The organism is Acetobacter sp. KSO5, from assembly GCF_044094635.1.
GTDB lineage: Bacteria > Pseudomonadota > Alphaproteobacteria > Acetobacterales > Acetobacteraceae > Acetobacter > Acetobacter cerevisiae.
Genome location: NZ_CP172014.1, coordinates 2747140 through 2772674, shown reverse-complemented (window position 1 = coordinate 2772674; position 25535 = coordinate 2747140). Strand labels below are relative to the sequence as shown.

The 25535-nt window shown below is 52.2% G+C and carries 22 protein-coding genes; 15 read left to right on the top strand and 7 right to left on the bottom strand.

The features are described 5' to 3' along the window. Nucleotides 1-215: 215 nt before the first annotated feature. Nucleotides 216-1316, top strand: coding sequence for a glycosyltransferase family 61 protein (locus ACHQGU_RS12545; protein ID WP_395495241.1), 1101 nt, complete (start codon nucleotides 216-218; stop codon nucleotides 1314-1316). Nucleotides 1317-1323: 7 nt separating this feature from the next. Here the strand turns inward: ACHQGU_RS12545 and ACHQGU_RS12540 are convergent, their stop codons facing one another. Continuing rightward, entirely contained in the window at nucleotides 1324-1875 is a 552-nt protein-coding gene (locus ACHQGU_RS12540) for a thioredoxin family protein (protein ID WP_395495240.1), read from the bottom strand. Between the two features lie 187 nt (nucleotides 1876-2062). Further along, the gene (locus tag ACHQGU_RS12535) at nucleotides 2063-2278 is read right to left on the bottom strand and encodes a zinc-finger domain-containing protein (RefSeq protein WP_062247480.1); all 216 of its coding nucleotides are present in this window, start codon (nucleotides 2276-2278) and stop codon (nucleotides 2063-2065) included. Between the two features lie 158 nt (nucleotides 2279-2436). Here ACHQGU_RS12535 and ACHQGU_RS12530 point away from each other — a divergent pair, with 158 nt between their 5' ends. Both ACHQGU_RS12530 and ACHQGU_RS12525 read left to right on the top strand, forming a co-directional pair. Next, nucleotides 2437-3561 (top strand): alpha/beta fold hydrolase, encoded by a 1125-nt coding sequence (locus ACHQGU_RS12530; protein WP_395495239.1) that lies wholly within the window; start codon nucleotides 2437-2439, stop codon nucleotides 3559-3561. Nucleotides 3562-3829: 268 nt separating this feature from the next. Then, nucleotides 3830-5350, top strand: coding sequence for an adenosine deaminase (locus ACHQGU_RS12525; RefSeq protein WP_395495238.1), 1521 nt, complete (start codon nucleotides 3830-3832; stop codon nucleotides 5348-5350). 98 nt (nucleotides 5351-5448) lie between these two features. Here ACHQGU_RS12525 and ACHQGU_RS12520 read toward each other — a convergent pair whose 3' ends face one another. Next, the gene (locus ACHQGU_RS12520) at nucleotides 5449-6867 is read right to left on the bottom strand and encodes a short-chain fatty acyl-CoA regulator family protein (protein WP_395495237.1); all 1419 of its coding nucleotides are present in this window, start codon (nucleotides 6865-6867) and stop codon (nucleotides 5449-5451) included. Between the two features lie 131 nt (nucleotides 6868-6998). Between ACHQGU_RS12520 and ACHQGU_RS12515 the strand changes: the two genes are divergently transcribed. Genes ACHQGU_RS12515 through acs form a run of 4 tightly spaced genes read left to right on the top strand, consistent with a single transcriptional unit; the run spans nucleotide 6999 to nucleotide 12767 of the window. Continuing rightward, nucleotides 6999-8561, top strand: coding sequence for an MmgE/PrpD family protein (locus ACHQGU_RS12515; protein WP_395495236.1), 1563 nt, complete (start codon nucleotides 6999-7001; stop codon nucleotides 8559-8561). A gap of 33 nt (nucleotides 8562-8594) precedes the next feature. Beyond that, nucleotides 8595-9764, top strand: coding sequence for a 2-methylcitrate synthase (gene prpC, locus ACHQGU_RS12510; RefSeq protein ID WP_395495235.1), 1170 nt, complete (start codon nucleotides 8595-8597; stop codon nucleotides 9762-9764). After that, nucleotides 9761-10693: a methylisocitrate lyase gene (gene prpB, locus ACHQGU_RS12505; protein WP_395495234.1), complete on the top strand. Its 933-nt coding sequence runs from the start codon at nucleotides 9761-9763 to the stop codon at nucleotides 10691-10693. Before prpC ends, prpB begins: the two co-directional genes overlap by 4 nt. A 52-nt stretch (nucleotides 10694-10745) precedes the next feature. Next, complete coding sequence (gene acs, locus ACHQGU_RS12500) at nucleotides 10746-12767, top strand: acetate--CoA ligase (RefSeq protein ID WP_395496437.1); 2022 nt, start codon at nucleotides 10746-10748, stop codon at nucleotides 12765-12767. Nucleotides 12768-12935: 168 nt separating this feature from the next. Here acs and ACHQGU_RS12495 read toward each other — a convergent pair whose 3' ends face one another. After that, entirely contained in the window at nucleotides 12936-13835 is a 900-nt protein-coding gene (locus tag ACHQGU_RS12495; RefSeq protein WP_395495233.1) for a LysR family transcriptional regulator, read from the bottom strand. Nucleotides 13836-13998: 163 nt separating this feature from the next. Here ACHQGU_RS12495 and ACHQGU_RS12490 point away from each other — a divergent pair, with 163 nt between their 5' ends. The 3 genes from ACHQGU_RS12490 (at nucleotide 13999) to ACHQGU_RS12480 (ending at nucleotide 17536) form a co-directional block, all read left to right on the top strand. After that, nucleotides 13999-15156 carry an iron-containing alcohol dehydrogenase gene (locus ACHQGU_RS12490; RefSeq protein WP_395495232.1) on the top strand — a complete coding sequence of 386 codons (1158 nt, stop codon included), beginning with the start codon at nucleotides 13999-14001 and terminating at the stop codon, nucleotides 15154-15156. Nucleotides 15157-15200: 44 nt separating this feature from the next. Further along, on the top strand, nucleotides 15201-16562 hold the full coding sequence (locus ACHQGU_RS12485) for an MFS transporter (RefSeq protein WP_395495231.1): 1362 nt from the start codon (nucleotides 15201-15203) through the stop codon (nucleotides 16560-16562). An 80-nt stretch (nucleotides 16563-16642) separates the two neighbouring features. Next, nucleotides 16643-17536 carry an alpha/beta fold hydrolase gene (locus ACHQGU_RS12480; protein ID WP_395495230.1) on the top strand — a complete coding sequence of 298 codons (894 nt, stop codon included), beginning with the start codon at nucleotides 16643-16645 and terminating at the stop codon, nucleotides 17534-17536. A gap of 161 nt (nucleotides 17537-17697) precedes the next feature. Here the strand turns inward: ACHQGU_RS12480 and ACHQGU_RS12475 are convergent, their stop codons facing one another. Continuing rightward, nucleotides 17698-18264: a TetR/AcrR family transcriptional regulator gene (locus ACHQGU_RS12475; RefSeq protein ID WP_062271304.1), complete on the bottom strand. Its 567-nt coding sequence runs from the start codon at nucleotides 18262-18264 to the stop codon at nucleotides 17698-17700. Nucleotides 18265-18411: 147 nt separating this feature from the next. Between ACHQGU_RS12475 and ACHQGU_RS12470 the strand changes: the two genes are divergently transcribed. Both ACHQGU_RS12470 and ACHQGU_RS12465 read left to right on the top strand, forming a co-directional pair. Then, nucleotides 18412-19074, top strand: a complete 663-nt coding sequence (locus ACHQGU_RS12470) for a glutathione S-transferase (RefSeq protein WP_062271302.1) — start codon at nucleotides 18412-18414, stop codon at nucleotides 19072-19074. A gap of 136 nt (nucleotides 19075-19210) precedes the next feature. Beyond that, a complete protein-coding gene (locus ACHQGU_RS12465; protein ID WP_395495229.1) occupies nucleotides 19211-20350 on the top strand; it encodes an epoxide hydrolase family protein in 1140 nt (379 codons plus the stop codon). 52 nt (nucleotides 20351-20402) lie between these two features. Here ACHQGU_RS12465 and ACHQGU_RS12460 read toward each other — a convergent pair whose 3' ends face one another. Further along, entirely contained in the window at nucleotides 20403-21326 is a 924-nt protein-coding gene (locus ACHQGU_RS12460; RefSeq protein WP_395495228.1) for a LysR substrate-binding domain-containing protein, read from the bottom strand. Between the two features lie 97 nt (nucleotides 21327-21423). Between ACHQGU_RS12460 and ACHQGU_RS12455 the strand changes: the two genes are divergently transcribed. Together ACHQGU_RS12455 and ACHQGU_RS12450 are read left to right on the top strand one after the other, a co-directional pair. Continuing rightward, the gene (locus ACHQGU_RS12455) at nucleotides 21424-22620 is read left to right on the top strand and encodes an MFS transporter (RefSeq protein WP_395495227.1); all 1197 of its coding nucleotides are present in this window, start codon (nucleotides 21424-21426) and stop codon (nucleotides 22618-22620) included. Between the two features lie 61 nt (nucleotides 22621-22681). Then, nucleotides 22682-23113 carry a GFA family protein gene (locus ACHQGU_RS12450; protein WP_395495226.1) on the top strand — a complete coding sequence of 144 codons (432 nt, stop codon included), beginning with the start codon at nucleotides 22682-22684 and terminating at the stop codon, nucleotides 23111-23113. Nucleotides 23114-23643: 530 nt separating this feature from the next. On the opposite strand, the gene ACHQGU_RS12445 is transcribed toward ACHQGU_RS12450, so the two are convergent. Next, nucleotides 23644-23856: a hypothetical protein gene (locus ACHQGU_RS12445; RefSeq protein ID WP_395495225.1), complete on the bottom strand. Its 213-nt coding sequence runs from the start codon at nucleotides 23854-23856 to the stop codon at nucleotides 23644-23646. Nucleotides 23857-24364: 508 nt separating this feature from the next. Between ACHQGU_RS12445 and ACHQGU_RS12440 the strand changes: the two genes are divergently transcribed. Next, nucleotides 24365-25069: a hypothetical protein gene (locus ACHQGU_RS12440; RefSeq protein ID WP_395495224.1), complete on the top strand. Its 705-nt coding sequence runs from the start codon at nucleotides 24365-24367 to the stop codon at nucleotides 25067-25069. Nucleotides 25070-25535 lie beyond the last annotated feature (466 nt).

Sequence of the window (25535 nt, the reverse complement as noted above, 5' to 3'; positions counted from 1 at the left end):
GAGGGGGAGAATACAAACGGGGCATGCAGGATCTCAGATAAAAAGAGCAACAGGACAGGACGGTAACGCACCATAGCATGGTCCGTTGGCGGGGTAGAATGCAGCACTGCAACAGGACTGCGGGAGTTTGTGTCCGGAGCCGGACCAGAATACGGTAAAGCGCACAGAAAATGTGATCACGCACGACGAACAGGCAGAAGGAAGAGTAGGGACCAATGGGCTTTTTCAGAAAATTCTTCAGGCGGACAGCCGACACGGACCCTGTGAGCCTGAAAGACGTTGCCAGCAGTGTGACGGTTTTGGAAACTGTTCCGGCGGTACCTGTGTCTCTGGTGAGTGGAGGCGTTCTGGGGGCGGGGAAAACCTCTGTGTTCCAGGGCTGGGTTTCCGAGCCGGCAACTCTGTGCCTGTATGAACTGCGGGATGTTGTGCTGGATCGTTCCCTGATGGTGTTTCTCAAGGATGGGAAACCGTTGCTTGAAACAGCCTATGTGCAGGACCCTGCTGCCGTTGCGGCGCTGACAGTGCGGCCGGACGATCTGGTGACGGTACCGGACCACGCTGCCCCTGCGGCCGTGTGTTGTGACCACTGGAACAGCAATTATTACCATTGGCTCTCCCATACGCTGCCCACCCTGCATGCTTTACGTATTACCGGGCATCAGGAGGCCCGGCTCATGCTGCCTGCCAGCATGCGTCCCTGGCAGGTTGATACGCTGGCCCTGTCCGGATTTGAGGCCCAAAAAGGCATCCCGACAGAGCATGGTAAGCAATATGCGTTCCGCCGGGTGCTTTATGCGGATTATGTGCGCGGAGCGGCTGATTTTTCGGTCTCGCCCCTGTCCCGGGCGGCGTATGAGAGTCTGGCTGCCACGCAGCCCACAACCGGTCCCAGAGACCTGCGTATTTTCATTGAGCGCGGTCCTGCCAGTAACCGCAGAATTCCGAATGAAGCCGAGCTGACAGCGGCTTTGCAGGCGCGGGGCTTTTTGTGTGTTCGGGCAGAAAAGTTGACGGCGGCTGAACAAATTCAGACTTTCAAACGCGCCAGATTGATTATGGGGCAGCTGGGGTCTGGAATGGCCAATTGTGTCTGGTGCCAGCCGGGAACTGTGATGTTTGAACTGGTTGCTGAACATCATCAGAACCCATGCAATCTTCTGATGGGCATGCAGGCAGGGCTACCCTATTGGGGTAAACTCATGCCCACAGGCCAGCAGGATGACGACCATATCGCTCAGTCTGAACAGCCTCTGGATATTGCCTCAGTTTTGCGTGAACTGGACCAGATTGAGCAGTATCTGCCGCCTGTCTGATTACCGCTTAGGAGCGTTGGGCCCACGCCGCCAGTTTGTCCACCACAGCCTGACCAGACATGCGGCGGGCATCGCCCAGAGCCAGTGTTTCATCGCCGTTCAGCACTTTACCGTCCGGTGTGACGATCAGAGCGACCGGAATGGCCTTAATGGTAATGCCAAATTTTTTGGCGATGTCCATGTTCTTGTTGAAATGGTCGACATTGACGGACACGACGGAAAAGGTCTGATCAACCCATGGGCTGACAGCCGGGTGCGTCAGAACCCCTGCCAGAACGCGACAGTCCGGGCACCAGTTGGCCCCAAAATCAATTAGCACTTTTCGGCCTGTCTTGCGGGCTTCTGCAAAGGCGGCATCGACCGCGGCCTGCGCGCCATCCGGTTCTGCATAAGGATGTGCGACTGCTGTAATCGGTGCCGTGCCAATCTGAGGCACAGGCACGGTTGCAGCGCCGGAGACCGTGCTTTGTGCCGCAGCAGACTGCCCCATGCCAATAACTGCCGGGGCAGTCAGAGCGGTTGCCAGCAGCAGAGTGCGGAAAAAAGCGGTAGAACGCATGCAGAATGATCCTTGCTGAATATCTATAAGCCGCTTTTCCGGCCAGAAGACGCGCGACACACAGCCCGTCAGGCTGCGAATGTGCTGAAGCCTATCTAGTGAGCGGACAGGATAAATGTCAATTAAATACGTGCAAAATTAAATCCACATAAATTAACGGTGGAATAGAAAGCGCGGTGGTTGCTCTTTAATGCTGGCCCGCGTCTGATGCACCGGGCTGCAAAACAAACAGGCGGGAGCAGTAGGGGCAAACAGTCTGATGCCCGCCAATAGCCAGCCACACACGCGGGTGCCCGAGCGCGCCCAGACCACCATCACACGCTACTTTACGATGATCGACCACAATCGTCTCAACATGCCCCAGCTGGGGGCGGGGAACAGGGTTGGCAATTTGAAGAAGCATGCAGGCATATCCTTAAGGGTGACGCAGGACGCAGTGTCCGCAAAGGTGCGTCATGCTTACAGTCCGGATCAGTCCTGACTGGCGCGGATCTGTGAGGAATGATAGCGGGTTGAAATGTGCTTTTCCATGCTTTCTTCCTTCCCATCCGCGTGAGCAGAATGCTGCGGTCGGTGCTGAACAGATCACTGTTTCCTGCGGTCCAAAAGGCAGGGCGGTCGTGGCTGGCAGCCTGTGGCATGCTGGCGCTTCCAGCATGCAGCACCACAATGCCTCCTGTGCCAAAGCCGCCGGCGCGTTTTGCACAGCTTGGGCTGCTGGTGCCGCCACAAAAGATTTTTACGCTTTCTGATGGGGCGAAAATCCCGGCTTGTCTCTGGCTGGCTTCTGCGCAGCCGCACGCCATTCTGCTGGCCCTGCATGGGTTTAATGACAGCCGGGATGCATGGGAGGCCTCAGCACCGTTTTTCGCTGCTCATGGGGTCACGGTTATAGCGCCCGATCAACGGGGGTTCGGGCAGGCTCCCCAGCGGGGCGGCTGGGCCGGAACCACACGGATGGTGGAGGATGTTCGGGAGGAAGCCGCACAGCTTCAGCAGGCTTATCCCCAGACGCCCCTTTATCTGGTGGGGGAAAGTATGGGGGGTGCTGTGCTGATGCAACTGATGGCGCAGCCGGATGCCCCGCATGTGGCAGGCACGATCCTGCTTGCTCCGGCTGTGTGGAATTTTGGCTGGGCGACAGATTTACCATTGCGTGTTCTGGCACGCCTGTTTCCAGACTCTCTTGTTACCGGTAGGGAACTCCCCGTGCATGTTGTCGCCAGTGACAACATAATGGCGCTGGCCCGTCTGTATTATGATCCGCTGACTCTGCGCGCAACGCGACTGAAAGCCCTGCAAGGCCTTGTGACTTTGATGAAGCAGGCTGCAACAGCAGCCCCACGTCTGCATGGATCTGTGTTGTGTATTTATGGTGACCATGACCAGCTTGTCCCGCCCACTGCTATGGTACCCGTCTGGAAAAACATGCCTGAAGGAACCCGGCTGGATCTTATCCCCGGTGGGCACCATCTGCTCTTGCGCGATCGGCAGGGCGCCCGTGTGATGCAGGATATGCTGAGCTGGATAAACACGCCGGAACACTGGCTTCCGTCTGGTGGAGACAGTGCCGTTGCCGCATGGCTGGCGACCGGAGTAGGGGAGTCCGGTGCTGAAAAACAGGATGCACCGCTGCCCATTCTGCCCTCAACGCTGGATCGGCTCATGCAGCAAGAAGGGCCATGAGCTATTTTCAAAACCCCTTTACAAGTGCTTCAATTCGGTCATCCAAAAAAACTCGGATTTTGGAGGCGTATGAAGCCGCCTGTTGAACCTCTTTGTGTAGATGGTGTAAATGGCTCTGGTACGAAGCGACTGGCAACGCAGAAAAATGACTGTGGCATTAGTTACGGTTGCGACAAGAGGCAATTTTATCATTATACTCTAAGAACGCTCTATCGGGCTTTTCTGGCCTCTTTCTCAAACCTGTCAATTTTTTCATCAATGGTGCTTCATGCTTTTCCGCTCTTTACTTCTTGCCTGCGCAGTTCTGCCGGTTTCTGCTCATATTTGCCTGGCGCAAACGACAGATGAGCAGAAAACGGCACATATTTTTACAACACTGCAATCAGACCCGGCTCGTCTTGCGCTCTTTCTGCGTCAATTCCCCAAAGGGGCCGATCTTCATAACCACATGGTGGGGGCCATTTATGCGGAAAGCTATTTGAAATGGGCTGCGCAGGATGGCGAATGTGTGGCGTTGGATCATGGGCAGATTTTGTCTCATGCCTGCACGGGGCATGATAAAGGGGAAATGCCGGCGGCGGCTTTGGCTGGTAACCCGGATGCGGAAAATAACATGATTGATGCCCTTTCCATGCGTGATTTCGTGCCCACAGCGCATGACCGCTCAGGGCATGACCATTTCTTTGCAACTTTCAGTCGCTTTTTCCCCATCACGCAAAAACATGCAGGAGACAGTCTGGCAGAAGTAAAAGACCGGGCAGCGCAAGACCATGTGCAGTATGTTGAACTGATGATCTCGCCTGGTCTGGGCGGAATGATTGCTGCCGGGATGACGCATCCCCTCAAGGGCGAAGACTACGCGCAGGCAGAACAGGCGCTCAAGCCTTTGCTGCCCAAACTTGTGACAGACGTTCGGCATGAGACCGATGAAATGGAGCAGCAGGCCCAACATGTTTTACAGTGCGGCACCCCTCAGGCGCATCCGGGTTGTGGCGTAAAAGTGCGCTATTTATATCAGACGGTACGCACTTTTCAGCCTTCTGTCGTGTTTGCTCAGCTTTATGCAGGGTATGAGGTTGTGCGGGCGGATGCGCGTTTTGTCGGAGTGAATATCGTTGCTCCGGAAGATAACGTGATAGCCATGCGGGATTATGACCAGCATATGCGCATGTTTCAGGCGCTCAACGCTCAATATCCTGATGTAAAACTGAGCCTGCATGCGGGTGAGCTCACCCCTGGTCTTGTTCCGCCAGAAGGGCTGGCCCATCACATTCGCTCCGCAGTGGAAGTTGCGAACGCACGCCGTATCGGGCACGGCATTGATATTGCGTGGGAACAGGATGCCACAGGGCTGCTAGCAGAGATGGCTCAGAAAAAGGTCATGGTTGAAATCAACCTGACGAGTAATGACGTTATTCTGAATGTTAAGGGTAAATCCCATCCCTTCGCACTGTATAGACGGGCCGGTGTGCCTGTTGCGCTGTCTACCGATGATGAGGGCGTATCCCGAGGAAACCTGACACAGGAATATCTGCGCGCCGCGACAACATGGCCGCTGAGCTATCAGGAAATGAAAGAGCTCTCCCGGAATGGCCTGATCTATTCTTTCATACCGGGAGAAAGCCTCTGGGCGGACGGGCATCTGGTATCAGCCTGTCAGGACATAACAAGCAAAACCTGTCAGGACTTCACAGCACAAAGCGAAAAAGCCCGAACCCAGCTTGATCTTGAGCAGAACTTCACCCGGTTTGAAACCGCCGTTGCCCATAATCCGTTGCTTGCTGAGTAAAAGCCCTAAGCGCCAATACCGCATCATGAATACCTCTATAAATGGGTCATGGTGCGGTACAGCTTCCCCCATAACGGACCTTTCGTTTACCTGACACGTTATCCTTCAGGCAATGCCCGGTAGGGAACAACACCGCGCGCGTGACTACCCGTATCCAGCATGCGTCCTGATACCGGGAGAGAACGATGCCTGCACTGGTCGCGCAGGCAGGCCCGGCATCCGGGGCCAATGGGAACAACCATAGTGTGGTCTTCCAGATTAAGGCCTGCTGCATACACGGTCTTAGTGGCATCCGCTATTGAACAACCCAGAACCATAGCGATTTGCCGTGGACGATCTGCATAGCTTGATCCTTCATGACCGACGGTACGGGCCACATTCAGATAGATAGCATCATCCGTTGTTTGGGAAAGTTGGACCTGAATCTGGCCGGGTGTCGCAAAGGCCCGAAAGACGTTCCATAAAGGACATGGGCCACCAAACCGGGCTTGAGAAAAACGATTAGCAGAAAAACTTTTGAGAATATTTCCTGCAATGTCCAATTTGAGGAAATAGAAAGGAATTCCTTCTGCGCCAGGGCGTTGCAAAGTGCTCAGTCTATGGCAGACCTGCTCAAAACTAACGGAAAAATGGCGGCGTAATTCATCAATATCATAACGCAATTTTTCAGCACGTTCCAGAAATTGGGCATAGGGTAAGATCAATGCGCCAGCAAAGTAATTGCCAAGATAGACACGAGCGAGTTCCTGAGCATTATGGTCTTTGGGCCCTTCGCGACGCAGGATATCTGTTATCAGTCGGCTCTGTTCAAGCTGGCCAATAATTTGAGCCAGAAAAAATAAAGTGCTTTCATGAGGCTGATTATGGGGAAGGTGGATCTGACGTGTATGCTGGTCAATCCGCCAGACGAGCCCCCGGCTCTCCATATCGGCATTCTGAACAATATGCAGCCCGTGGCGCGCGTAAAGATGCTGGGTCAGTGCGGCGTCTGGCTGCCTATCTTCAACGGTAAGAGTTTTATAAAATTCTTCTGCAGCTCGATCCAGTTCATGAAAATAATTTCCATGCTCCTGCACCCAGTTTCCCACAGCTTCATATGGTTCGAGAGCGGGGGAGGAAGGCAAGGCCGCTTCAAAATGCCTTTCCTGATGAAAACTATAAGCGCGATAGAGAGTTAAAAAAGCCTGGCAGAGTTCCGGACTCTGATTTGCAGCCTCTGTCATTTTGGAAAATGGAAGGGGGGCCGTTTTAAAAACAGGGTCAGCCATTGTCTCGCGAAGAGCCTGTATGGTGTGGGCTTCCCGCGTATCACTGAACCAGTCGGGCGTTAGAGCAAAACGTTCACAAAGGGTCTGCAAGAGGTGGTTGGGCAGTGGGCGGTGGTTGCGTTCAAGCTGATTCAGATAGCTGAGCGAAATCCCCATGCGTTCAGCCATGGCAGCCTGCGTCAGGCTTTCACGCTTGCGCAATTGTTGCAGACGGTTTCCGGCAAAAAGTTTTATTTTTGTTCTGGACATGCCGATAGACCTTCACAAACTTTGCAACCGGTGCAAATTCATTTGCTTCTTTCTACTCTTATTCCCCTGCCGATTTATAGAACAGTCTGCGAATGTCTCTTCCAGATCACAAAACGGCAAGGGACTAAACCATGCAAAACCATGCGGTAAGAGTACATCCGGAAAGCGACAGGTTGGCCTGCGCTGAGCAGCTGGCGTGGAAAATTGCACAGGTTGCGGCGGATCCTGTGGGGGTCGAGGCTCCTGTGGCCGATATGATTATCAACCGGATGATTGATAATGCGGCTGTCGCGATGGCCTCAGTCAATCGCCATTCTGTCATGAGCGCCCGCGCAGAGGCTCTCGCGCATCGCAGAATGGCCGGTGCCACAGTGTTCGGCATGGGGCCGGATGTGCGTGTGCATGCAGAATGGGCCGCCTGGGCCAATGGAACGGCCGTAAGGGAACTTGATTTTCATGATACGTTCCTGGCCGCTGAATATTCCCATCCGGGGGACAATATTCCGGGTATTCTGGCTGTGGCCCAGCAGTGTAGCCGGAGTGGAGCAGACCTGATCCGTGGCATCGCCACGGGATACGAAATCCAGATTGATCTGGCGCGTGCCATCTGCCTGCACAAGCATAAAATTGACCATGTTGCGCATCTCGGCCCCTCTGTTGCTGCGGGTATCGGCACGCTTCTGCGTCTGCCACCTTCGATCATTTATCAGGCAATTGGTCAGGCGTTGCATGTCACCACAGCCACGCGGCAAAGCCGAAAAGGGGAAATATCCTCCTGGAAAGCTTATGCGCCGGCGCATGCAGGGAAAATGGCAGTCGAATCAGTTGATCGCGCCATGCTTGGTGAAACTGCACCGGCCCCCATCTATGAAGGAGAAGATGGCGTTATAGCCTGGGTGCTGGGTGGGAAAAATGCCTTGTATCAGGTTCCTTTACCTAAACCGGGTGAACCAAAGCGCGCTATCCTTTCGTCGTTTACCAAGGAGCATTCAGCAGAATATCAAAGCCAGGCTTTGATAGACCTTGCCTTTCGTATGGGTGAAAACATTACGAACTGGGATGATGTCGAGGATGTGCTGATCGAAACCAGCCACCACACGCATTATGTGATCGGTACCGGGTCGAACGATCCGCAGAAGTTCGATCCTCAGGCATCGCGTGAAACGCTGGATCATTCAATTATGTATATCGTGGCCGTGGCTTTGCAGGATGGATGCTGGCATCACGTCCGCTCCTATGAGCCGGAACGGGCTCGGCGGGAAGATACTGTGCGCTTATGGAAGAAAATACACACTGTTGAAAAACCCGAGTGGACAGAACGGTATCATGAAAGTGATCCGGATAGAAAAGCCTTTGGGGGGCGTATTATAATCCGCATGAAAGATGGCCGTGTGCTGGCGGATGAACTGGCTGTTGCCAACGCGCACACTCTTGGGGTTACGCCATGGAGCCGGGATGATTATATAAGAAAATTTCTGACTCTTTCAGAAGGCATTGTCCCAAAATCAGAGGCGGAGCGGTTTCTGAGTGTTGTGCAGAAACTACCTGACCTTGCAGCGGGCGAACTGCATCAGATTGAACTGAGCATTCCCCCACAAGATATGCGGTTCAATCGTGTGGAAAGCATTTTTAATTTCGGTCAGCTTGGGTCTGGGTCTGAAGGAGCACGTCAATGCGCAGTTCTGATGACCTGACACAGTATCCAGTAAGGTGAGGGAGCGAGACTCATGCATACCGAACTTCACAGCACGAAACCCAAGAAATCAGTTGCTCTGTCTGGCACTGTGGCGGGAAACACAGCACTCAGCACTGTCAGTCATAGTGGGAATGACCTGCATTACCGAGGGTATGATATTAAAGACCTTTCGCGTAACTGCTTGTTTGAAGAGGTCGCCTATCTTCTCATCCATGGCTACCTGCCCAACACCGCAGAACTGGAAAGCTATAAACGGCATCTGGCAAGCATGCGGGATATTCCTGATATTGTGCGGGCCACTCTGGAGCGCCTCCCGGCGTCCACACACCCGATGGATGTGTTGCGCACGGCAGTTTCTGTCATGGGCTGCGCCTTGCCAGAGCGGAGCGATTGCCCGGTAGCCGGTGCGCGGGAAATTGCAGACAGGCTGGTCGGCTCAATGGGCTCTATGCTTCTGTATTGGTATCATTATTCCAATCATGGACGGCGGATCGAAACCATGACGGATGATGAGAGTATTGGTGGACATTTCCTGAATCTCTTGCACGGTCATACCCCGCCCCATGACTGGGTTCAGGCGATGCATACTTCGCTTGTTCTGTACGCAGAACATGAGTTTAATGCTTCCACTTTCACGTCTCGTGTGGTGGCAGGGACAGGGTCTGACATGTATTCTGCGGTCACAGCAGCCATAGGGGCCTTGCGTGGCCCCAAGCATGGAGGCGCGAATGAGGTCGCACTGGATATCCAGAAACGGTACCTGACAGCGGATGATGCTGAAACCGATATCCGGCGCAGGCTGGAAGCAAAGGAAGTGGTGATCGGCTTTGGCCATCCGGTTTACACGTTAGCTGATCCACGCAACGAGATTATCAAGGAAACAGCAAGAAACCTTTCTCGGCGGAATGGAACAATGCGGCTGTATGATGTTGCTGAAAGGATCGAACGCGTGATGGCGGACCAGAAGAAGATGTTTCCTAACCTCGATTGGTTCAGTGCAGTTTCTTATAACGCCATGGATATTCCCACGAGTCTGTTTACGCCGATTTTTGTGATTGCCCGCGTTACAGGCTGGTGCGCGCATATTATGGAACAAAGGCAGGACGGAAAAATCATTCGTCCTTCAGCAAATTATACAGGGCCGGATGCACGCCCCCTGATCCCCCTGCGTGAACGTGATGGACTGGAGTACGCAGCATGACCTATCTGGTAGGCGCAAATTTTCCCGCAACACCAGCGGGGCAGCGTTTTAGAGACATGATGCTTGCAAAAGGGATCATGCAGATTCCGGGAGCACATAACGGGCAGGCGGCACTTCAGGCAAAAGACCGTGGGTTTGATGCACTTTATTTGTCTGGTGCCGCCATGACGGCCAGCATGGGTCTGCCTGACCTCGGAATTATTACGATAGATGAAGTCTGCTTCTTCATTCGTCAGGTCGTCAGAGCATCCGGGTTGCCTGTGCTTGTGGATGGAGACACAGGGTATGGGGAAACCCTGAATGTGATGAATATGGTGCGCGCATTTGAGGAAGCCGGTGCTGCGGCCGTGCACATTGAAGATCAGATTCTCCCTAAGAAATGCGGGCATTTGAATGACAAGAAGCTCGTCTCACCTTACGAGATGGCGCAGAAAGTTGCGGCCGCTGCCCGTGCCCGACGGGATATGGTGATTATCGCCCGGACAGATGCCGCTGGTTCAGAAGGGCTGGAAGGGGCCGTTGCGCGTGCCCGCCTGTATCATGAGGCAGGCGCCGATGCTATTTTTCCAGAAGCTCTGACTTCTGAAGATATGTTTAGAGAGTTTTCGAGACAACTTCCGGACGTCCCGCTTCTTGCCAATATGACGGAGTTCGGACGTTCACCTTATTTTACCGCCTCAGAGTTCGAGCAGATGGGCTATAGCATGATCATATGGCCGGTCAGCTCTCTCCGTGCCGCCAACAAGGCGCAGGCTGATCTGTATGACGCTCTTGCACGTAACGGCAGCACCGAAGAAATGCTGGGGCGCATGCAGACGCGGGAAGAACTGTACAAAACACTTCGGTATTATGATTATGAAACGCTCGATGCAGGCATTGTGGCCACGGTTCTCCCCCATGTCGGGCAGAGCGACCGTTCTGCTGCCTGAAAGCGCTGAGCTTTATCCCTCAGAAAATATAAAAAACAAGGGGTACGCAAACATGACCGACCACACAGTCATTTCCGCAGGGGCCTATCCGGATTACCCGGCGATCATGACGTCCGGGCAGTTGCAGCTTATGCGAGAAAAAGCGCGAACTGATCCGGATGCGTTCTGGCTGGAACAGGCACAACGTGTTCACTGGTTCAGAAAACCAACGCAAGGATTTTCGGGAAGTTTTGGAAAAGATGTTTCCATCAGCTGGTTTGCAGATGGGGAACTGAATGCGTCAGTCTGTTGCATAGACCGGCATCTGACTGAAAAAAGAGATCAGGTCGCCCTGATTAGCCAACGTGAGGCTGAAGGCCGTTCTGAAAGCCTGACATATCATGACCTGCATGAACGTGTTTGTCGGCTGGCCAACGCATTGACCTACCTTGGCGTGAAGAAAGGATGCCGTGTTGCGATCTGTCTTCCCATGGTGTCAGAAGCGATTGTGTCTATGCTGGCCTGCACACGGATTGGTGCGATTCATGTCGTATTGTTTGGTGGATTCTCTGCTGAGGGTCTGGCCGAGCGGCTGGTTGATAGCGGCGCGGTCGCAGTCATTACCGGGAACATGGCATGGCGAGGGGACAAGGCTGTACCTTACAAAGATACCCTGGATGAGGCTTTGAAAAAAGCAGGTGAGAATAGCAGCGTGCAGTTCATGCTGGTTGTTCGTACATCTGATGAAGCCGTACCCATGCTGCCTGGTCGTGACTATGATTATCATGATTTTGTGGATCATTTCGAGGCTGACTTTGTGCCAGTTGCTATGCGTGCGGAAGATCCCATGTTCATGCTCTATACGTCTGGCAGCACTGGCAAACCGAAGGCTGTGGTCCATGCGACGGGCGGTTATATGGTTTGGGCCGCTTATACAATGGGCATGGTTTATACCCACCGACCAAACGATGTACTGTGGTGCACCGCAGACGTGGCATGGATTACAGGGCATACATCGGTTGTATACGGGCCTTTGGCTAATGGTGGCACGACCATGATTTCGGACAGCCTGCCGACATTTCCTTACCCGGGGCGTTGGTTTGACCTGATAGATGCTTATAAAGTGACCATACTTTTCACAGCCCCCACCGCTGTTCGGGCGATGATGGCGGAAGGAGAGGTTGTTGCGCAAAAGCGTGATCTGAGCTCTTTGCGGTTGCTTGGCGTTGCGGGGGAACCAATAAGCCCGGATGCATGGCTATGGTACCATGATGTTGTGGGCAAGAAGCGTTGTCCGGTAGCAGATACGTGGTGGCAGACTGAGACGGCTGGTGTGGTGCTTGGGCCAATCCCGGGTGTACAGGCCCTCAAGCCCGGATCTGCCACTATGCCCTTACCCGGAGTGGAAATGGTTATTCTTAATTCCGCTGGTAAAGCAGAAATGGGTGCTGCCGATGGCGCATTATGCATTGCGCGTTCGTGGCCCGGCCAGTGTCTTACTCTCTGGAAAGACCATGAGCGTTTCCGTCAGGCGTATTTCTCTATGGCGCCAGGACTGTATTTTACAGGAGACGGGGCAAGACGTGATGAGGATGGGTATTACTGGATTACTGGCCGCATGGACGATGTCATCAACATTGCCGGACACCGTTTGGGAACAGCAGAAGTTGAGGATATCTTAGGTGAAGATCATCGTATTGTAGAATGTGCTGCTGTGGGCGTGCCGCATTCTGTTAAAGGGCAGGCATTGGTTGTGTTTGCTATCCCGAACAGGGCCGCTGTTACCAGTGTGGATGAAAAAGATGTCACTCGTCTTATTGTCAATCTGATTGGACGATATGCTGCGCCAGAGGCAGTGTATCTGGTGCCTGACCTGCCGCGTACCCGTTCTGGAAAAATCGTCAGGCGTCTTCTTCGCAAAATTGCCAGCGGCGAAACCGAGACACTGGGCGACCTTTCAGCTTTGAGCGATCCTTCGATCATATCGACCTTATGCGAGCGCGTAAGGAGTCAGATGCTTTTAGAGAACAAATGCCGCGTTCATAAAAATTCTGAGAAGAATGACATCTTTAGCGGTGTCAGGGACGTATCGTAAAACATCACTTGATAACGGTTTATGCTGGTCGTGCCATCATGCCAGTATAAATCGTTACAGTGAATTGGGAGAGGTTTGGGTTTTCAGATCATACTGGCTCGTCCTGGCTGGGACATATTATTGCGACAAATGAAGAGAGTGCCCTTTAATTTATCATTCTCCTCGCTTTTATAACCTAAACAGGCTTTCGCCTTTCTTTACCTCGTTCCGTATAAAGCTGCAGAGCTGACTTATGCGAACACTGGTCTGCTCTTCAACACGTGTGATCAGCCAGTAATGACGTTCAAGCCTAACCTGCTGAGGTAAAACGGGGACCAGTTCAGGGCGTGTGGCGGCAACAAAGGTCGGCAGGACTGCCATACACAAGCCGGAACAGGCGGCTTCCATTTGTGCCTGCACGCTGGAATTCTGGAGACGCACCATTTTGCGTGAGACGCCAAGATGGCCAAGATAATCCAGTTCCCGCATAAAAATCATTTCATCCACATAACCAGAAAACAGGTGGGAAGAAAAATCATCTGGTTTTTTGATAGGTTTTTCTCGGTCAAGGTATGAACGAGTAGCGTAAACGCACAGATAATACGGCGTTAGCTTCTCGCATACAAATCGATCATCCTCTGACGGCGTCACGGTGATGGCGATATCGGCCTGCCTGCGCGAGAGTGCGACAATCTGCTGGATCGTCAGAATTTCAAGTGTCAGGGCAGGGTTATCCACCAACAGTGAGCCAATGCGGGACGCCAGAAAGAAGCTGGCAAACCCTTCAAGCGCGTTGATGCGCACGGTGCCCGTTAATCCATGAGCCGGGCCGGTCACTTGCGCCAGGCGCGTCGCTTCACGGTCCATGGCTTCAGCCGTAGTTAACAGGTCTTCGCCATAACGAGTTAGTGCATAGCCACGCAGATGCCGTTCAAACAGCGTTTTGCCGACCGATGTTTCTAAAGAAACAATATGTCGGCCCACAGTTGCGTGATCAACGCCTAGCAAACGACCTGCTTCTGAGAGTGATCCCGATCGCGCTACAGCCAGAAAAAACTGCAGATCTCTCCAGTCCAGGCTGCGTTTCATGGAATAAAAAGTTCCTGTTTTTTGTATTCTGTGCAGATTTGCACATCAAGTGGGCGAAATCTCCTGATTTTCTTGTGATGCCTTTTGCGCGTTCACTCTCTGAACAAGAACAACAGCTGGAAAGGAGCGGTTCTCGCCGTAACCTTTCACAGGAGATAAGGCTATGACAGCACTTTATCTGCCCTCTCTGGTGCGTATCGGGGGTGGCGCTCTTAATGAGCTTCCCGCAGCATTAAAGCAGGCCGGGCTTTCAGCCCCTTTCATCATTACAGATGGATTCATGGCCAAGTCTGGCCTTTTGGAGAGAGTGCAAACTCTGCTGGCCAAAGCAGATATTCAGTCAGGCGCGTTCTCTGATGCCGTGCCCGATCCCACAGTCACATCAGTGGAGGCCGCATTGGCCGCGTTGAAATGCGGCGTTTATGATTGTGTGATCGGTCTTGGTGGTGGCAGCCCCATTGATACCGCCAAGATGGTAGCGGTTCTGGCCAGACATGGGGGCGCTCCTTCACACCTTAAGGTGCCCCACGTGCAGGATGAGGCTGGCCTTCCCATTATTGCCATTCCCACTACGGCGGGCACAGGATCTGAAGCTACGCGCGTGACAGTCATCACGGATGAAAAAACCGATGAGAAAATGCTGTGTACGGGCTACGTCTATCTGCCACATATTGCCATTGTCGATTACGAACTCACTTTAACCATGCCGCGTCGTCTGACGGCTGATACGGGCATTGATGCGCTGACCCACGCACTCGAAGCCTATGTGTCCAAACGAGCCTCTCCGTTTACGGACGCTCTGGCACTGGCAGCCATGAAACGTATCTGGCACGCACTTCCCATCGCCTGCAAAGACCCTTCCAATCACGAAGCGCGAGAACAGGTGATGCAGGGGGCGTTTGAAGCGGGCATGGCATTTTCTAATGCTTCTGTAGCCCTTGTGCATGGCATGAGTCGCCCCATCGGTGCACATTTTCATGTTGCCCATGGGCTTTCAAACGCGATGTTGCTGCCGGAAATTACGGCGTGGTCTGTGACGGGGGCGCTGTCACGTTATGCGACTTGCGCTCGTGTGATGGGGATTGTGCCCTCTGGCACGGAAGACGAGGCGGCCTGTGCCGCACTTGTTGCAGCACTCCGTGAACGTAACAGGGAACTGGATGTCCCCTCTCCCAGTTCCTACGGGCTTCAGGAAAGCCGCTGGAACGATCTTCTGCCCCTTATGGCTGAGCAGGCATTGGCGTCTGGCTCGCCCGCCAACAACCCGCGTGTGCCGGGGCAGACAGAGATTATTGATCTGTATCGAAAAGTCTGGGCCTGACTATAGCCAGAAAATCAAAAAACTCCTGTCAGGAGAATAGAGTCATGATATCCCGCGAAAAAACAGAACGTTCTATGCGTTCTCTGGTGCTGGCTTCAAGTGTTGGCACAGTTATTGAATGGTATGATTTCTTTCTCTACGGGAGTCTGGCCATTTTCTTTGCCCGCTTGTTTTACCCGCCGGGTGATGATGTCGCGGCAACGCTCATTAGTGTCGCAACCTTTGCTACCGGATTTGCCGTACGCCCGCTGGGTAGCCTGATATTTGGGTACATGGGCGATAGTGTCGGTCGGAAAACAACTTTTCTAATTACGCTGCTTATCATGGGCTGTTCTACTGCGGCTATTGGCCTGCTGCCCACATTTGCAACTGCCGGTTATGTAGCGCCTGTTCTGCTGATTCTGTTGCGTATTGTGCAGGGACTGGCCCTCGGTGGGGAATATGGCGGGGCCGCAACCTATGTGGCGGAGCATTCTCCACCTGGTGAACGCGGGAAATGGGCCAGCTACATTCAGGCCATGGCCTCCGGTGGTTTTGTGCTGTCTCTGGGGATGGTGCTCATCCTGCGGGTGTGGTTGGGTGAGGATGCTTTTGGCACATGGGGCTGGCGGATACCGTTTCTGGTATCCTTTATTCTGGTGGCCGTCTCTTTACGTATTCGCCTTCGGTTGTCTGAATCTCCTGTATTTGTGGAAATGCATAAGCAGGGCAAACTATCCAAATCTCCGGTGTGCGATGCTTTCCGTATCCCCGGAAATGCACGGCGTATTCTCCTGTTCCTCTTTGGGGTAGCGTGCGCACAGGCCGTTACGTTCTACACGGCCCAGTTTTATGCGCTGTATTATATCCAGACGTTCATGAAGGTCCCTTTCTTGCCTGCAACTTTGTCTGTTGCTGTGGGAGCGTTTCTGGGAGTGCCTTTTTTTGTGCTGTTTGGTGCACTGTCTGACCGGATTGGGCGTAAACGCCTATCTCTGGTCGGTATGGCAGCCGCTGTCCTGTTGTACATTCCCATCTTTTCCATCATCCGCCACGCTATCACGCCAGAAAACACGAGTTATGCGACAATTTCCGCCTGTGTGTTTGCTCTGGTGGTCATCGCCGCAGCAGTTTATGGCCCCTATGGTGCGTTTATTGTGGAGAGCTTTCCTGCCAATGTGCGGTACACGTCCATTTCTGTTCCCTACCATATTGGTAACGGGATTTTCGGTGGCTTTCTACCGTTAATCAGCCTCTGGCTGGTTACAGAGACAGGGAACCCCTACGCAGGTTTGCTCTACCCTATGGGCCTGTGCCTGATCGGTTTCTTTGTCACTCTCTTCTGGGTGCCTGAAACATTGAATGTGCGCAAAGGCGAGCGCACCCGGATTGTCTCCCTTTCACACGAAGGCATCGGCGAAGGCTGATCTTCCGTAAACAGGATAAGAAAAACGAAAATATTCTACTCCATCATGATGTGTCTGATTCAATAAGGATAGGTATGATCATGAGCCCGATCAGAACGTTCCCAGAATTGTTCCCCGGCTTTCATTGGCAGGATATTGAGGTGGAAGGCGTGCGGATCCGTATGGCTATTGGCGGGAAGGGGCCACCATTGCTTCTGCTGCATGGCTATCCGCAAATGCACCTGACGTGGCACAAGGTTGCACCCACATTGGCGGAACATTTTACCGTCGTGGCCCCCGATCTGCGCGGTTATGGCGATAGCGCCAAGCCGGAAGGAGGGGTAAATCTCGCCAATTATTCCAAACGTGCGACGGCAGCTGATCAGGTTGGTGTCATGAAAGCACTTGGGTTTAAACGGTTCAGGGTTGTCGGGCATGACCGGGGAGGGCGGGTGGCGCATCGCATGGCGCTGGACGCACCAGAGGCAGTGGAAAAACTGGTAGTGATCGATATCGCCCCCACTGCAACGATGTATGCCCGAACCAATATGGAGTTCGCCCGAAGCTGTTTTTGGTGGTTTTTCCTCATCCAGCCCTATCCATTGCCGGAAAAGCTGATTGATGGGGATCCTGATTTCTTTCTGGAAAACCACATAGCGGGACAGATCAAGATACCGGGGTCAGTCGATCCCCGCGTGATGGCTGAATATCGTCGCTGTTACGCTGATCCGGCAATGCGGCATGCGGGATGTGAAGACTATCGGGCCGCTGCCGGTATAGATCTTGTGCATGATGCAGCCGATGCGGATAAGCGGATCCAAGCGCCATTACTGGCGTTGTGGGGCGCACGCGGCACAGTGGGCGCGCTATATGACGTTGTGGAGACATGGCGCGAAAAAGGCATGGATGTCCGGGGATACCCGATTGACTGTGGACACAGCCCACAGGAAGAAGCTCCAGAAGAACTCCTCAAGCGGCTTGAAGAGTTTCTCTGAGATGCTCATTAAAATCTCACGCATTTTAGCTAAATGAGTTCGGTATATTAAGTGACTGCGGTTTCTATTCCTGCGTATTAAAGTCTTGTACGTACTCGTCATGCAATTTTGGTGTGAAACACCATACCGGAGTATGAGGGAACGATGTCGTGGCAGAAATTCTATCCCAATAGGCCGGCGTTGCAATAACTCTCAATAATTTCGTCGAAAAGAGCAACATCCGATTGGCTTCTTGCCATGAGTTGTGCCCCGGACACAGCAGCAAAGATGGCTCGTGCCCGCCCAGTGTTTTGGAGTGGCGTAGGATTGATCCGGGAGAGGATCGTGTTCAGCCATGCCACATTGATGTCAGTAAAGATCTGAACTTCGTGTTTTATCGCATCAGGCAGATCATCATATTCAGCGCTCATGAAACTGCCAAGACACAGGCGATTACCGTTTTCGAGTGAGCGACGAAATATTCCCGGATACCGGCGTAAGCATGTAAGAGGATCTGGAGTTTCCCTCTGCATGGTTTCAAGATCGGCCTTGGTATCTTCCCAATAGCGTTGTGCCACTGCGGCTCCCAGATCGGCTTTACTAGGGAAGTGATAATAGATGCTTGCTGGTTTGATCCCTACTTCTTTAGCCAGATCACGGAAATTCAGGCCATGGTAGCCTCGTGTCTGGGCAGCCTTTCTGGCTGCCGTCAGGATAGCCTCTCTGGAACTCGTATGCGTTGTGGTCATCGTTTTACGATCGTCTCCCTACCTCCTGATAGATAAGCGTTGACGGCCAGAAATGGAAGGCATATCAAAATATACCTACCATGTGACAGGTAGATTCGTAATGTGCGCTGCAAGAGGCTTGTTTCCGTCAGAATGAGGTGAGTTGTTATGAAAATTTATGATTGGCCTACAGGGCCCTATCCAGCGCGTGTGCGGATTGCTCTGGCTGAAAAGCAGATGCTGTCCAGGATAGAGTTTGTTCGGATCAATTTGTGGAAAGGAGAGCATAAAACAACTGATTTCAGGAGCAGGAATTATTCGGGTACAGTGCCTGTTCTTGAACTGGATGACGGAACCTTTCTTGCTGAATGTACAGCAATCACAGTCTATCTGGATACACTTGACGGGAACCCAACGTTGACCGGCCGAACGCCCCTTGAAAAAGGCGTGATCCAGATGATGACCAAACGGGCTGAAATCGAGATGCTGGATGCTATCAGCGTCTACTTTCACCATGCGACGGCTGGCCTTGGTCCTGAAGTGGAGCGTTATCAGAACAGGGAATGGGGCCTTTATCAGCGTGACAAGGCTTTGGGCGGTATGCATTACTTTGATGCTGTTCTGAGGAAACAGCCTTTTATTGCCGGAGAGGCTTTCTCAATGGCGGATATCGCTGTGATTGGAGGGTTTATATTTGCTGCAATCGTGGATCTGCCTATTCCTCAGGAGTGCAAGGCTCTTCTGGCGTGGTATGCCAGAATGCAGGAACGTCCAGGTGTTCGGGAACAGCTGGCGATTATTGCGCGCCCCATCACGTCATGCTGCGCCTGAGGCGACCATGCCGGTTGGGTCGGGTTCCCGCTCTGCTATGAGGCAGCGCACGGAATATAGCGATATTCATGAACCATGATGACCCCAGGTAGTTAACAGCGTAACGCTTCATCCACAGAGCCAGGTGAGGAAAGTCATGATCTCGCCCTACATCATCAACATATCTGAGAAACGGCTTGCCACGATCAGGACCAATATCGAAGCCTACGACTGGAGCCAGCTTCCCGATGCGGGCGGATGGTCAGCAGGTGTTGGAATTGATGACCTGAAGCGCCTCATGACCTACTGGACGAATAACTATAACTGGCAAGCAGTCGAGCAGCGTCTTAATGCATTGCCCAACTTTATGACTGATATTGAGGGCGAGCATCTCCATTTCGTTCATATGAGAGGTGATGGTTCCAAACCACCTGTGCTGCTTCTCCATGGCTGGCCAGGGTCGTATCTTGAGTTTGAACAGGTGTTAAAGCCTCTGACATCTGAGGGGCATGATGTTGTTGTTCCTTCGCTCCCCGGCTTTGCCTTTTCTAATCCGATCACCGGTGTCATGGGCCCGCGTCGGGTGGCCGCACTGATGCACGCGTTGATGGTTCGTCTGTTTGGTCAGACGCGCTACGTTGTTCAGGGCGGTGATTGGGGTGGGCATATCGCGAGTTGGATGGCATTTACACATCCTGAGACATTGCTTGGCTTCCATCTCAATACGATGAGCATTTTCGCAGCTGACGCCATCCCGGAAACCTTTGAGGAAAAAGAGCTGTTCGCCCATCGTGCCGCGATCCTTGACAGGGAAACCGGCTACAGTCACGAACAGTCAACGCGCCCGCAGACATTGGGGATTGCAATGGCTAATAGCGTGGTTGGTATGGCTGGATGGATACTCGAAAAGTTTGGTAAGTGGGCGGACCTTCCGGCAACTGCCGATGGTAGCCCGGATATCTGGAGTAAGTTCTCGGAAGAAGAACTTATTACGAATATCATGCTTTATGTTGCGCCTTCGGCATTCGTAACGGCAACATGGATTTACCTGGGCAGGCGTTTGGAAGGTTCGGATCGGTTTCCGGCTGGCACGCGCATACATGTGCCGGCAGGAGTTGCTGTGTTTCCAGATCCCGTGTTCCTGCCAACGTGCCGCTCATTTGCCGAGAAAACCTATAATATCGTGCATTGGACCAATATGGACAGAGGTGGCCATTTTGCTGCTTTGGAAGAGCCAGATCTGATGTTGGCTGATTTGCGCACTTTCATTGCCACGGTATCGAAAAAACATTTCTGAAGCAGTGAATTTTAGTTTCTCAAATTCCAGGAAGCCCCTTTTTCCCAGACGTTCATAGCATCTTTCTGCCAGCTGGCTGTTGGTGTCGGGCCATTCCTTCTGCTGCCAGCCATTTAACGAAGCGCGTGGAGGGGGTGGCATTGTCTGCCCCTTTGGGAAGTAACGCGACATAACCGGTGCGGCGTACCTGGATGTCAGGAAGGGGTGTTACAAGATGCCCGAGCGCAATGTCGATATCGAGCATCGGCAAAGGACCGATCCCGACACCCAGCCCATCCATCACGGCTTGCCGGGTGATGAAAAAATGGTCGAACACGGTACGTGGGCGGCCGATGAGATGGGGCAGTTTTGCGGCTTCAAGCCAGTCGATCCAGTCCCCCGGTCGTGTTTCACTCGCCAGAAGCCTATGCCCCTCAAGATCGGCAGGACCAAGGATAGGTCGTTGAGAAAACAACGATGGGCTCATGATCAGCGTATCGACATCGTCCAGCACATGCGTGGCGTGGTGGTGTGGCCATGCCCCCGCACCGGCCACGCCTCGTCGAATAGCCACGTCGAAGCCACCACGGAGTTCCTCATGTACCGTTGAAACAGTTGTTACGACAATTTCTATCGATGGATACGCAGCATGGAAAACTTCCAGTCCTGGGATCAGCCAGCGCATGGCAAAGCTAACCGGCGCATTGACGCGCAGGATCCGCCGCGCATCAGGTCGTCCACATGCTTCAGCGGCGGCTGTCATCCTTTCGAAAGCACCGCTGACCTCAGCTGCGAAAATGCGCGCCATTGGCGTTGCGACCATGCGTCGCCCGGAGCGGCTGAAAAGGCGCTGGCCCAGCCAGTTCTCTAATAACGCAATCTGACGGCTGACAGCGCCATGTGTCAGGCCGAGTTCAGATGCTGCCGCAGTATAGCTGCCTGTTCGTGTAGCAACTTCAAAAACACGCAGAGCATTGAGGGGAGGGAGGTGACGCATGAAAACCGTGATAAAAGCTGACAGGTATGGTGAGAATATTCCATCTATTCTCTGAAAAGTCACATGTTTAAGATGGTCTGTGAAAGGACCGTATGACATGCAGATGAGCACCATAACGGAACCTGCGCACCAGCCTGTCTCTGCTCAGGAAAAACGGCGGGGACTGATAGCAGCCTGTTTCGTCCATGCTCTGCACGATGGTTATACAGACGGGCTCTATGCTTTCTTTCCAGTCTGGCAATCACAGTTCGGGCTTTCCTATATGGCGCTTGCAATCGTGCGCGCACTCTATTTCGGCACAATGGGTGGTCTGCAGGTACCTGCGGATCGGCTGTTGAAGGGGCGCTCGCCGCGCAACACGCTCGTCCTGTCCACAGTGATTGCGGCTGGCGGCCTTGCCATAATGGCGGTTCCAATGGGGTTTGCGGGCTTGTGCTGTGGGCTTGTTCTTGCAGGTATCGGGTCGAGTATCCAGCATCCAAGGGCATCTCAGCTGATCATTGAGTGCTATGGCGATGCAGTAAGACGTCCGCTGAGCTTTTATAATTTCTCTGGGGATCTCGGCAAAGCTATCCTGCCAGCCTTTATCGCGCTTCTGCTACCCATCTTTGCCTGGCGTCCGGTCGCAGGTTTTCTGGCGCTGCTGGGGCTGGTTCTGTCCTTTGTGCTGATAAGGCTCATACCACAACATATTGCGCCTCCCATACTGGCCTCTCAGCACCGGCAGGCTGAAGGTGACAGTGCCGGTTTTTCCTGGTTGCTGGCGATAGGTGCCTTCGATACCGCGACACGGATGGGCTATCTGCTGTTCCTGCCTTTTCTCATTCATGCGTGTGGAGGTTCGTCGGCGACGGTCGGGATTGCTCTGGCACTTCTCTTTGCTGGCGGTGCTTTGGGGAAGGCAACATGCGGGTGGCTCGTTGATCATTTTGGTATCGTCAGAAGTGTCATAGTGACAGAAATGACAACATCGTTCCTGATCATCGCCACGCTGATTACGCCGCTGTCAGGCACACTGATACTTCTTCCTCTGCTTGGCATTGTCCTGAACGGTACGTCATCGGCCCTGTACGGAACAGTCCCGGAACTGGCACCTGGTGGTGATACTGGACGGGCATTTGCAGTGTTCTACACCGGAGTGATTGGTACGGGCGGACTAGCACCGATTGTTTATGGTGCCATTGCTGATCATCTCAGCCGGACAACAGGCCAATTGGCAACTGCCGCGACAGCTCTGCTTATAGTACCGATGGTGCTTCGGTTGGGATCGTTCATGAGGCCTGTCTCGTCCTGACAGGCGCAGACGGTAACCCAGGCTGGTGACACAAACTATTTCTGTTCAGGAGAAATGTACCATGGCAGGCATTATGAACAATCGAACAGGAGGGTGCCATTGTGGCGCGGTCCGTTTTGAAGTGACACTCAGCGACGACCTTAAATCAGTTCGCCGTTGTAACTGTTCTTATTGCCGGATGCGTGGATCAGTTGTCGCGGCGGTAGCGCAGGATGGAATAAACATTCTTCAGGGTAATGACATACTGACAAGCTACCGATTTAATACGAGAAAAGCACAGCATTTCTTCTGTTCTCGCTGCGGCATACACACGCATCATCAACGTCGTTCTGATCCGAACCGGCATGCGGTCAACGTGGCCTGCCTGGACGGAGTTAGTCCTTTTGACTTTCCGGAAGTCCCGGTGATGGATGGGGCCAATCATCCGAACGATACTGGAAAGCCGGCGCAGCTGGCTGGAACCCTGCATTTTGAAAGCACATCAAAACGTTGAAAATCTCATGATCAGGTGGAGGGAGTCCTTAACTTAAGTCAGTTGATTGTAGGTTTGCAGAAAAGTTTTGATTATTCATGGAAATAAAGACTCTATTCCTTTGGATCTTCATCCTGCTGGCAGCATGTCCAATACACGTTCAGCTTCTTCACTCTGCCGCCTGATATCCTCAGGAACGGGTTGATAATATCGATCCAGTGATTTTAGGTCATGGTTACCGGCCACGCGTTTTAGGTCCAGGGGATTGGGCAGAAACTTTGCCAGGCGACTGGTCGCTTCATGGCGTAGATCATGAAAAATCAGATCTTTCAGTCCGGCATTTCGAATCATACACCCATATCGGACGCTGAAAGCGGCTTCAGTTCCCGCATCAAAGATCAACTGTGTTGATTTAGGCTGATGAGGAAGAGTGGCACGTTTCTCGATCTGGAGGCACTGACGGCTTCAATCAGGCGTTCAAATTTCTCAGGAAGAGAAGAGGCCCGACTTTCCTTGAGGCGTCGGTTACGCTTTTTGTTAGCCCCTTCCGGTCATTTCACAACGCGGCCAGAAGCATGATTGACGATGGTGATATCCCATTCCGAGATGGCATGCTGGATAATGGAGGCCAAAAGATTAAGGCGCTTCACCACAGTCGCGGCTGAGAATTTCGATAATCGCACCGAAGGCAGTGTGGTGTCGCGCAGAATGGCAGGGATATGCCCGATCCTGTCGCCATCATTCATCGCGATACTGTTCAACAAGTGTGCCAATTGTCATCTTGTCGAGAGGGCGCGTATCTGTGAACTGGGCAAGTTCTGCCTTGGCAGTCGTTTCATTCAGCCAGCGTCGTGTCTGTGGCGGAATCCGTGCGCCTGCTCATGACATCACCTGCCGGGGTGTTGATTTCTTCCGCCATGAGAGGACACTACGACGTTCCTCGTGATGGTACAAAAATGGTGCAAAAACCCATATTTTTCAGAGGTGTTTTTCTAGAAACCCCAATAAAGTCAGTGGCGTCCCGTACGGGAGCTTTTTTACCAAATGCTACAACATATTGATTTTTATGAACAAAAAATCACAAAATCTTGTTTTTTAGTCACTGTGCAACACATGTGTAGCACATCCGCGCTAGAAGCGTAAGGGGGTAATGCTGTTCCTTGTTTTTTTACTTGCTTAGCGATGTTCGTTTTTTATCCCCTAAAGACATTTCAATAGAACCAAGATAACGTACACATTTTCTCCATAGAGACTTGGCGAGGATTTTACTTAATGCTTCCACGCATGTTAAAAACCACCGTAAGCATAAATATTTCTATAAGTATTATTTTTCTTTTTATAAATATCAATGTATCAAAAGCGGAAACAGAAAAAGAGCGTCTTGAAAAATTAGATGCAGGTGCTCAATATCAAAACGAAATTAATTTAATAAATCATGGAGTTATTCCAGAAGTAGCCAAATGGGGAGCATGGGCCATGCATCATCAGCCCGGCTCTCAGTGTGGTATCCGGGCCAGTTTTATTGCTGGTGGACTGACAATTTATGATGATGAAGTTGCTTTTTTAGAGCGCTCCAATTTGTGTTCCCCTCAAGCTCTGAGAGCAGATGCAAAAAATCGGAGACCCTCCACTCCACTTGAGTTGGAAAATGAAAATATAATGTGGGGCATAAAATGGGATTATTCTGTTTTACAACCTATTTTACCACGAGGACAAAAGGCAAAACTTATTTATCCACCCGAATATGAAGAAGAGGAGATAGAAGGTTCTGTTACGCATACGTGTCATTTCTATAAAAAGAAAGATAATTTATGGTATTCAGATAGATGCACTATTATTTCTTATGAGGGAGGAACACAGTTTATTAATGCAACATTAGATTATTTTTCTCGCGCAGCATGGTCTGATCAACAACTTCCTGGTAAATTGGATAAAAATGGCAATTCAACATTAACTACAAGGTTTAATTTGCAATGAGTTTTTAGGCATTAAATCGAATTTAAAATTTTTCTTCTATCAGATTTTTTCTTGCTTAAATGAGGCCATGCACTTCCTGACCAGAATGGTTGCCTGTCTCTTCATTCTGTCAGGAGGTTCAATTCCCATCCCTTGAAGACGTTCCAGCAAAGCCAGAACAGCAGAGGCATCCTCTGCACTGACAGCAGGTTTCCCATTGGAAGACACCAGGGCTTTCCCTGCGTTTCAGTCCTGTCTGATTTTTCCAGAATAGCCACTGTCAGCCACTCTCCGGCTTTTATCCCCTGCTTCTGGCTCTGTGTAATCACAGCTTGCCGGACATCAGCAGAAATCCCCCTGATACCCCATGTTTTTGTGTTGTCTTCCATATGTTTCCTTCCCTGTTGAACAGACCTGTCCAACCAGTATGACAGGAACACAGGCAAGGAAGACTGACTGTTGCACGTCATGGTTCAACAGCCAGTTA

Excerpts from the sequence above, each read along its gene's own strand:
- ACHQGU_RS12545 (WP_395495241.1), top strand. The coding sequence starts at position 216 with ATGGGCTTTTTCAGAAAATTCTTCAGGCGGACAGCCGACACGGACCCT.
- ACHQGU_RS12540 (WP_395495240.1), bottom strand. The coding sequence starts at position 1,875 with ATGCGTTCTACCGCTTTTTTCCGCACTCTGCTGCTGGCAACCGCTCTG.
- ACHQGU_RS12535 (WP_062247480.1), bottom strand. The coding sequence starts at position 2,278 with ATGCTTCTTCAAATTGCCAACCCTGTTCCCCGCCCCCAGCTGGGGCAT.
- ACHQGU_RS12530 (WP_395495239.1), top strand. The coding sequence starts at position 2,437 with ATGCTGCGGTCGGTGCTGAACAGATCACTGTTTCCTGCGGTCCAAAAG.
- ACHQGU_RS12525 (WP_395495238.1), top strand. The coding sequence starts at position 3,830 with ATGCTTTTCCGCTCTTTACTTCTTGCCTGCGCAGTTCTGCCGGTTTCT.
- ACHQGU_RS12520 (WP_395495237.1), bottom strand. The coding sequence starts at position 6,867 with ATGTCCAGAACAAAAATAAAACTTTTTGCCGGAAACCGTCTGCAACAA.
- ACHQGU_RS12515 (WP_395495236.1), top strand. The coding sequence starts at position 6,999 with ATGCAAAACCATGCGGTAAGAGTACATCCGGAAAGCGACAGGTTGGCC.
- prpC (WP_395495235.1), top strand. The coding sequence starts at position 8,595 with ATGCATACCGAACTTCACAGCACGAAACCCAAGAAATCAGTTGCTCTG.
- prpB (WP_395495234.1), top strand. The coding sequence starts at position 9,761 with ATGACCTATCTGGTAGGCGCAAATTTTCCCGCAACACCAGCGGGGCAG.
- acs (WP_395496437.1), top strand. The coding sequence starts at position 10,746 with ATGACCGACCACACAGTCATTTCCGCAGGGGCCTATCCGGATTACCCG.
- ACHQGU_RS12495 (WP_395495233.1), bottom strand. The coding sequence starts at position 13,835 with ATGAAACGCAGCCTGGACTGGAGAGATCTGCAGTTTTTTCTGGCTGTA.
- ACHQGU_RS12490 (WP_395495232.1), top strand. The coding sequence starts at position 13,999 with ATGACAGCACTTTATCTGCCCTCTCTGGTGCGTATCGGGGGTGGCGCT.
- ACHQGU_RS12485 (WP_395495231.1), top strand. The coding sequence starts at position 15,201 with ATGATATCCCGCGAAAAAACAGAACGTTCTATGCGTTCTCTGGTGCTG.
- ACHQGU_RS12480 (WP_395495230.1), top strand. The coding sequence starts at position 16,643 with ATGAGCCCGATCAGAACGTTCCCAGAATTGTTCCCCGGCTTTCATTGG.
- ACHQGU_RS12475 (WP_062271304.1), bottom strand. The coding sequence starts at position 18,264 with ATGACCACAACGCATACGAGTTCCAGAGAGGCTATCCTGACGGCAGCC.
- ACHQGU_RS12470 (WP_062271302.1), top strand. The coding sequence starts at position 18,412 with ATGAAAATTTATGATTGGCCTACAGGGCCCTATCCAGCGCGTGTGCGG.
- ACHQGU_RS12465 (WP_395495229.1), top strand. The coding sequence starts at position 19,211 with ATGATCTCGCCCTACATCATCAACATATCTGAGAAACGGCTTGCCACG.
- ACHQGU_RS12460 (WP_395495228.1), bottom strand. The coding sequence starts at position 21,326 with ATGCGTCACCTCCCTCCCCTCAATGCTCTGCGTGTTTTTGAAGTTGCT.
- ACHQGU_RS12455 (WP_395495227.1), top strand. The coding sequence starts at position 21,424 with ATGCAGATGAGCACCATAACGGAACCTGCGCACCAGCCTGTCTCTGCT.
- ACHQGU_RS12450 (WP_395495226.1), top strand. The coding sequence starts at position 22,682 with ATGGCAGGCATTATGAACAATCGAACAGGAGGGTGCCATTGTGGCGCG.
- ACHQGU_RS12440 (WP_395495224.1), top strand. The coding sequence starts at position 24,365 with ATGCTTCCACGCATGTTAAAAACCACCGTAAGCATAAATATTTCTATA.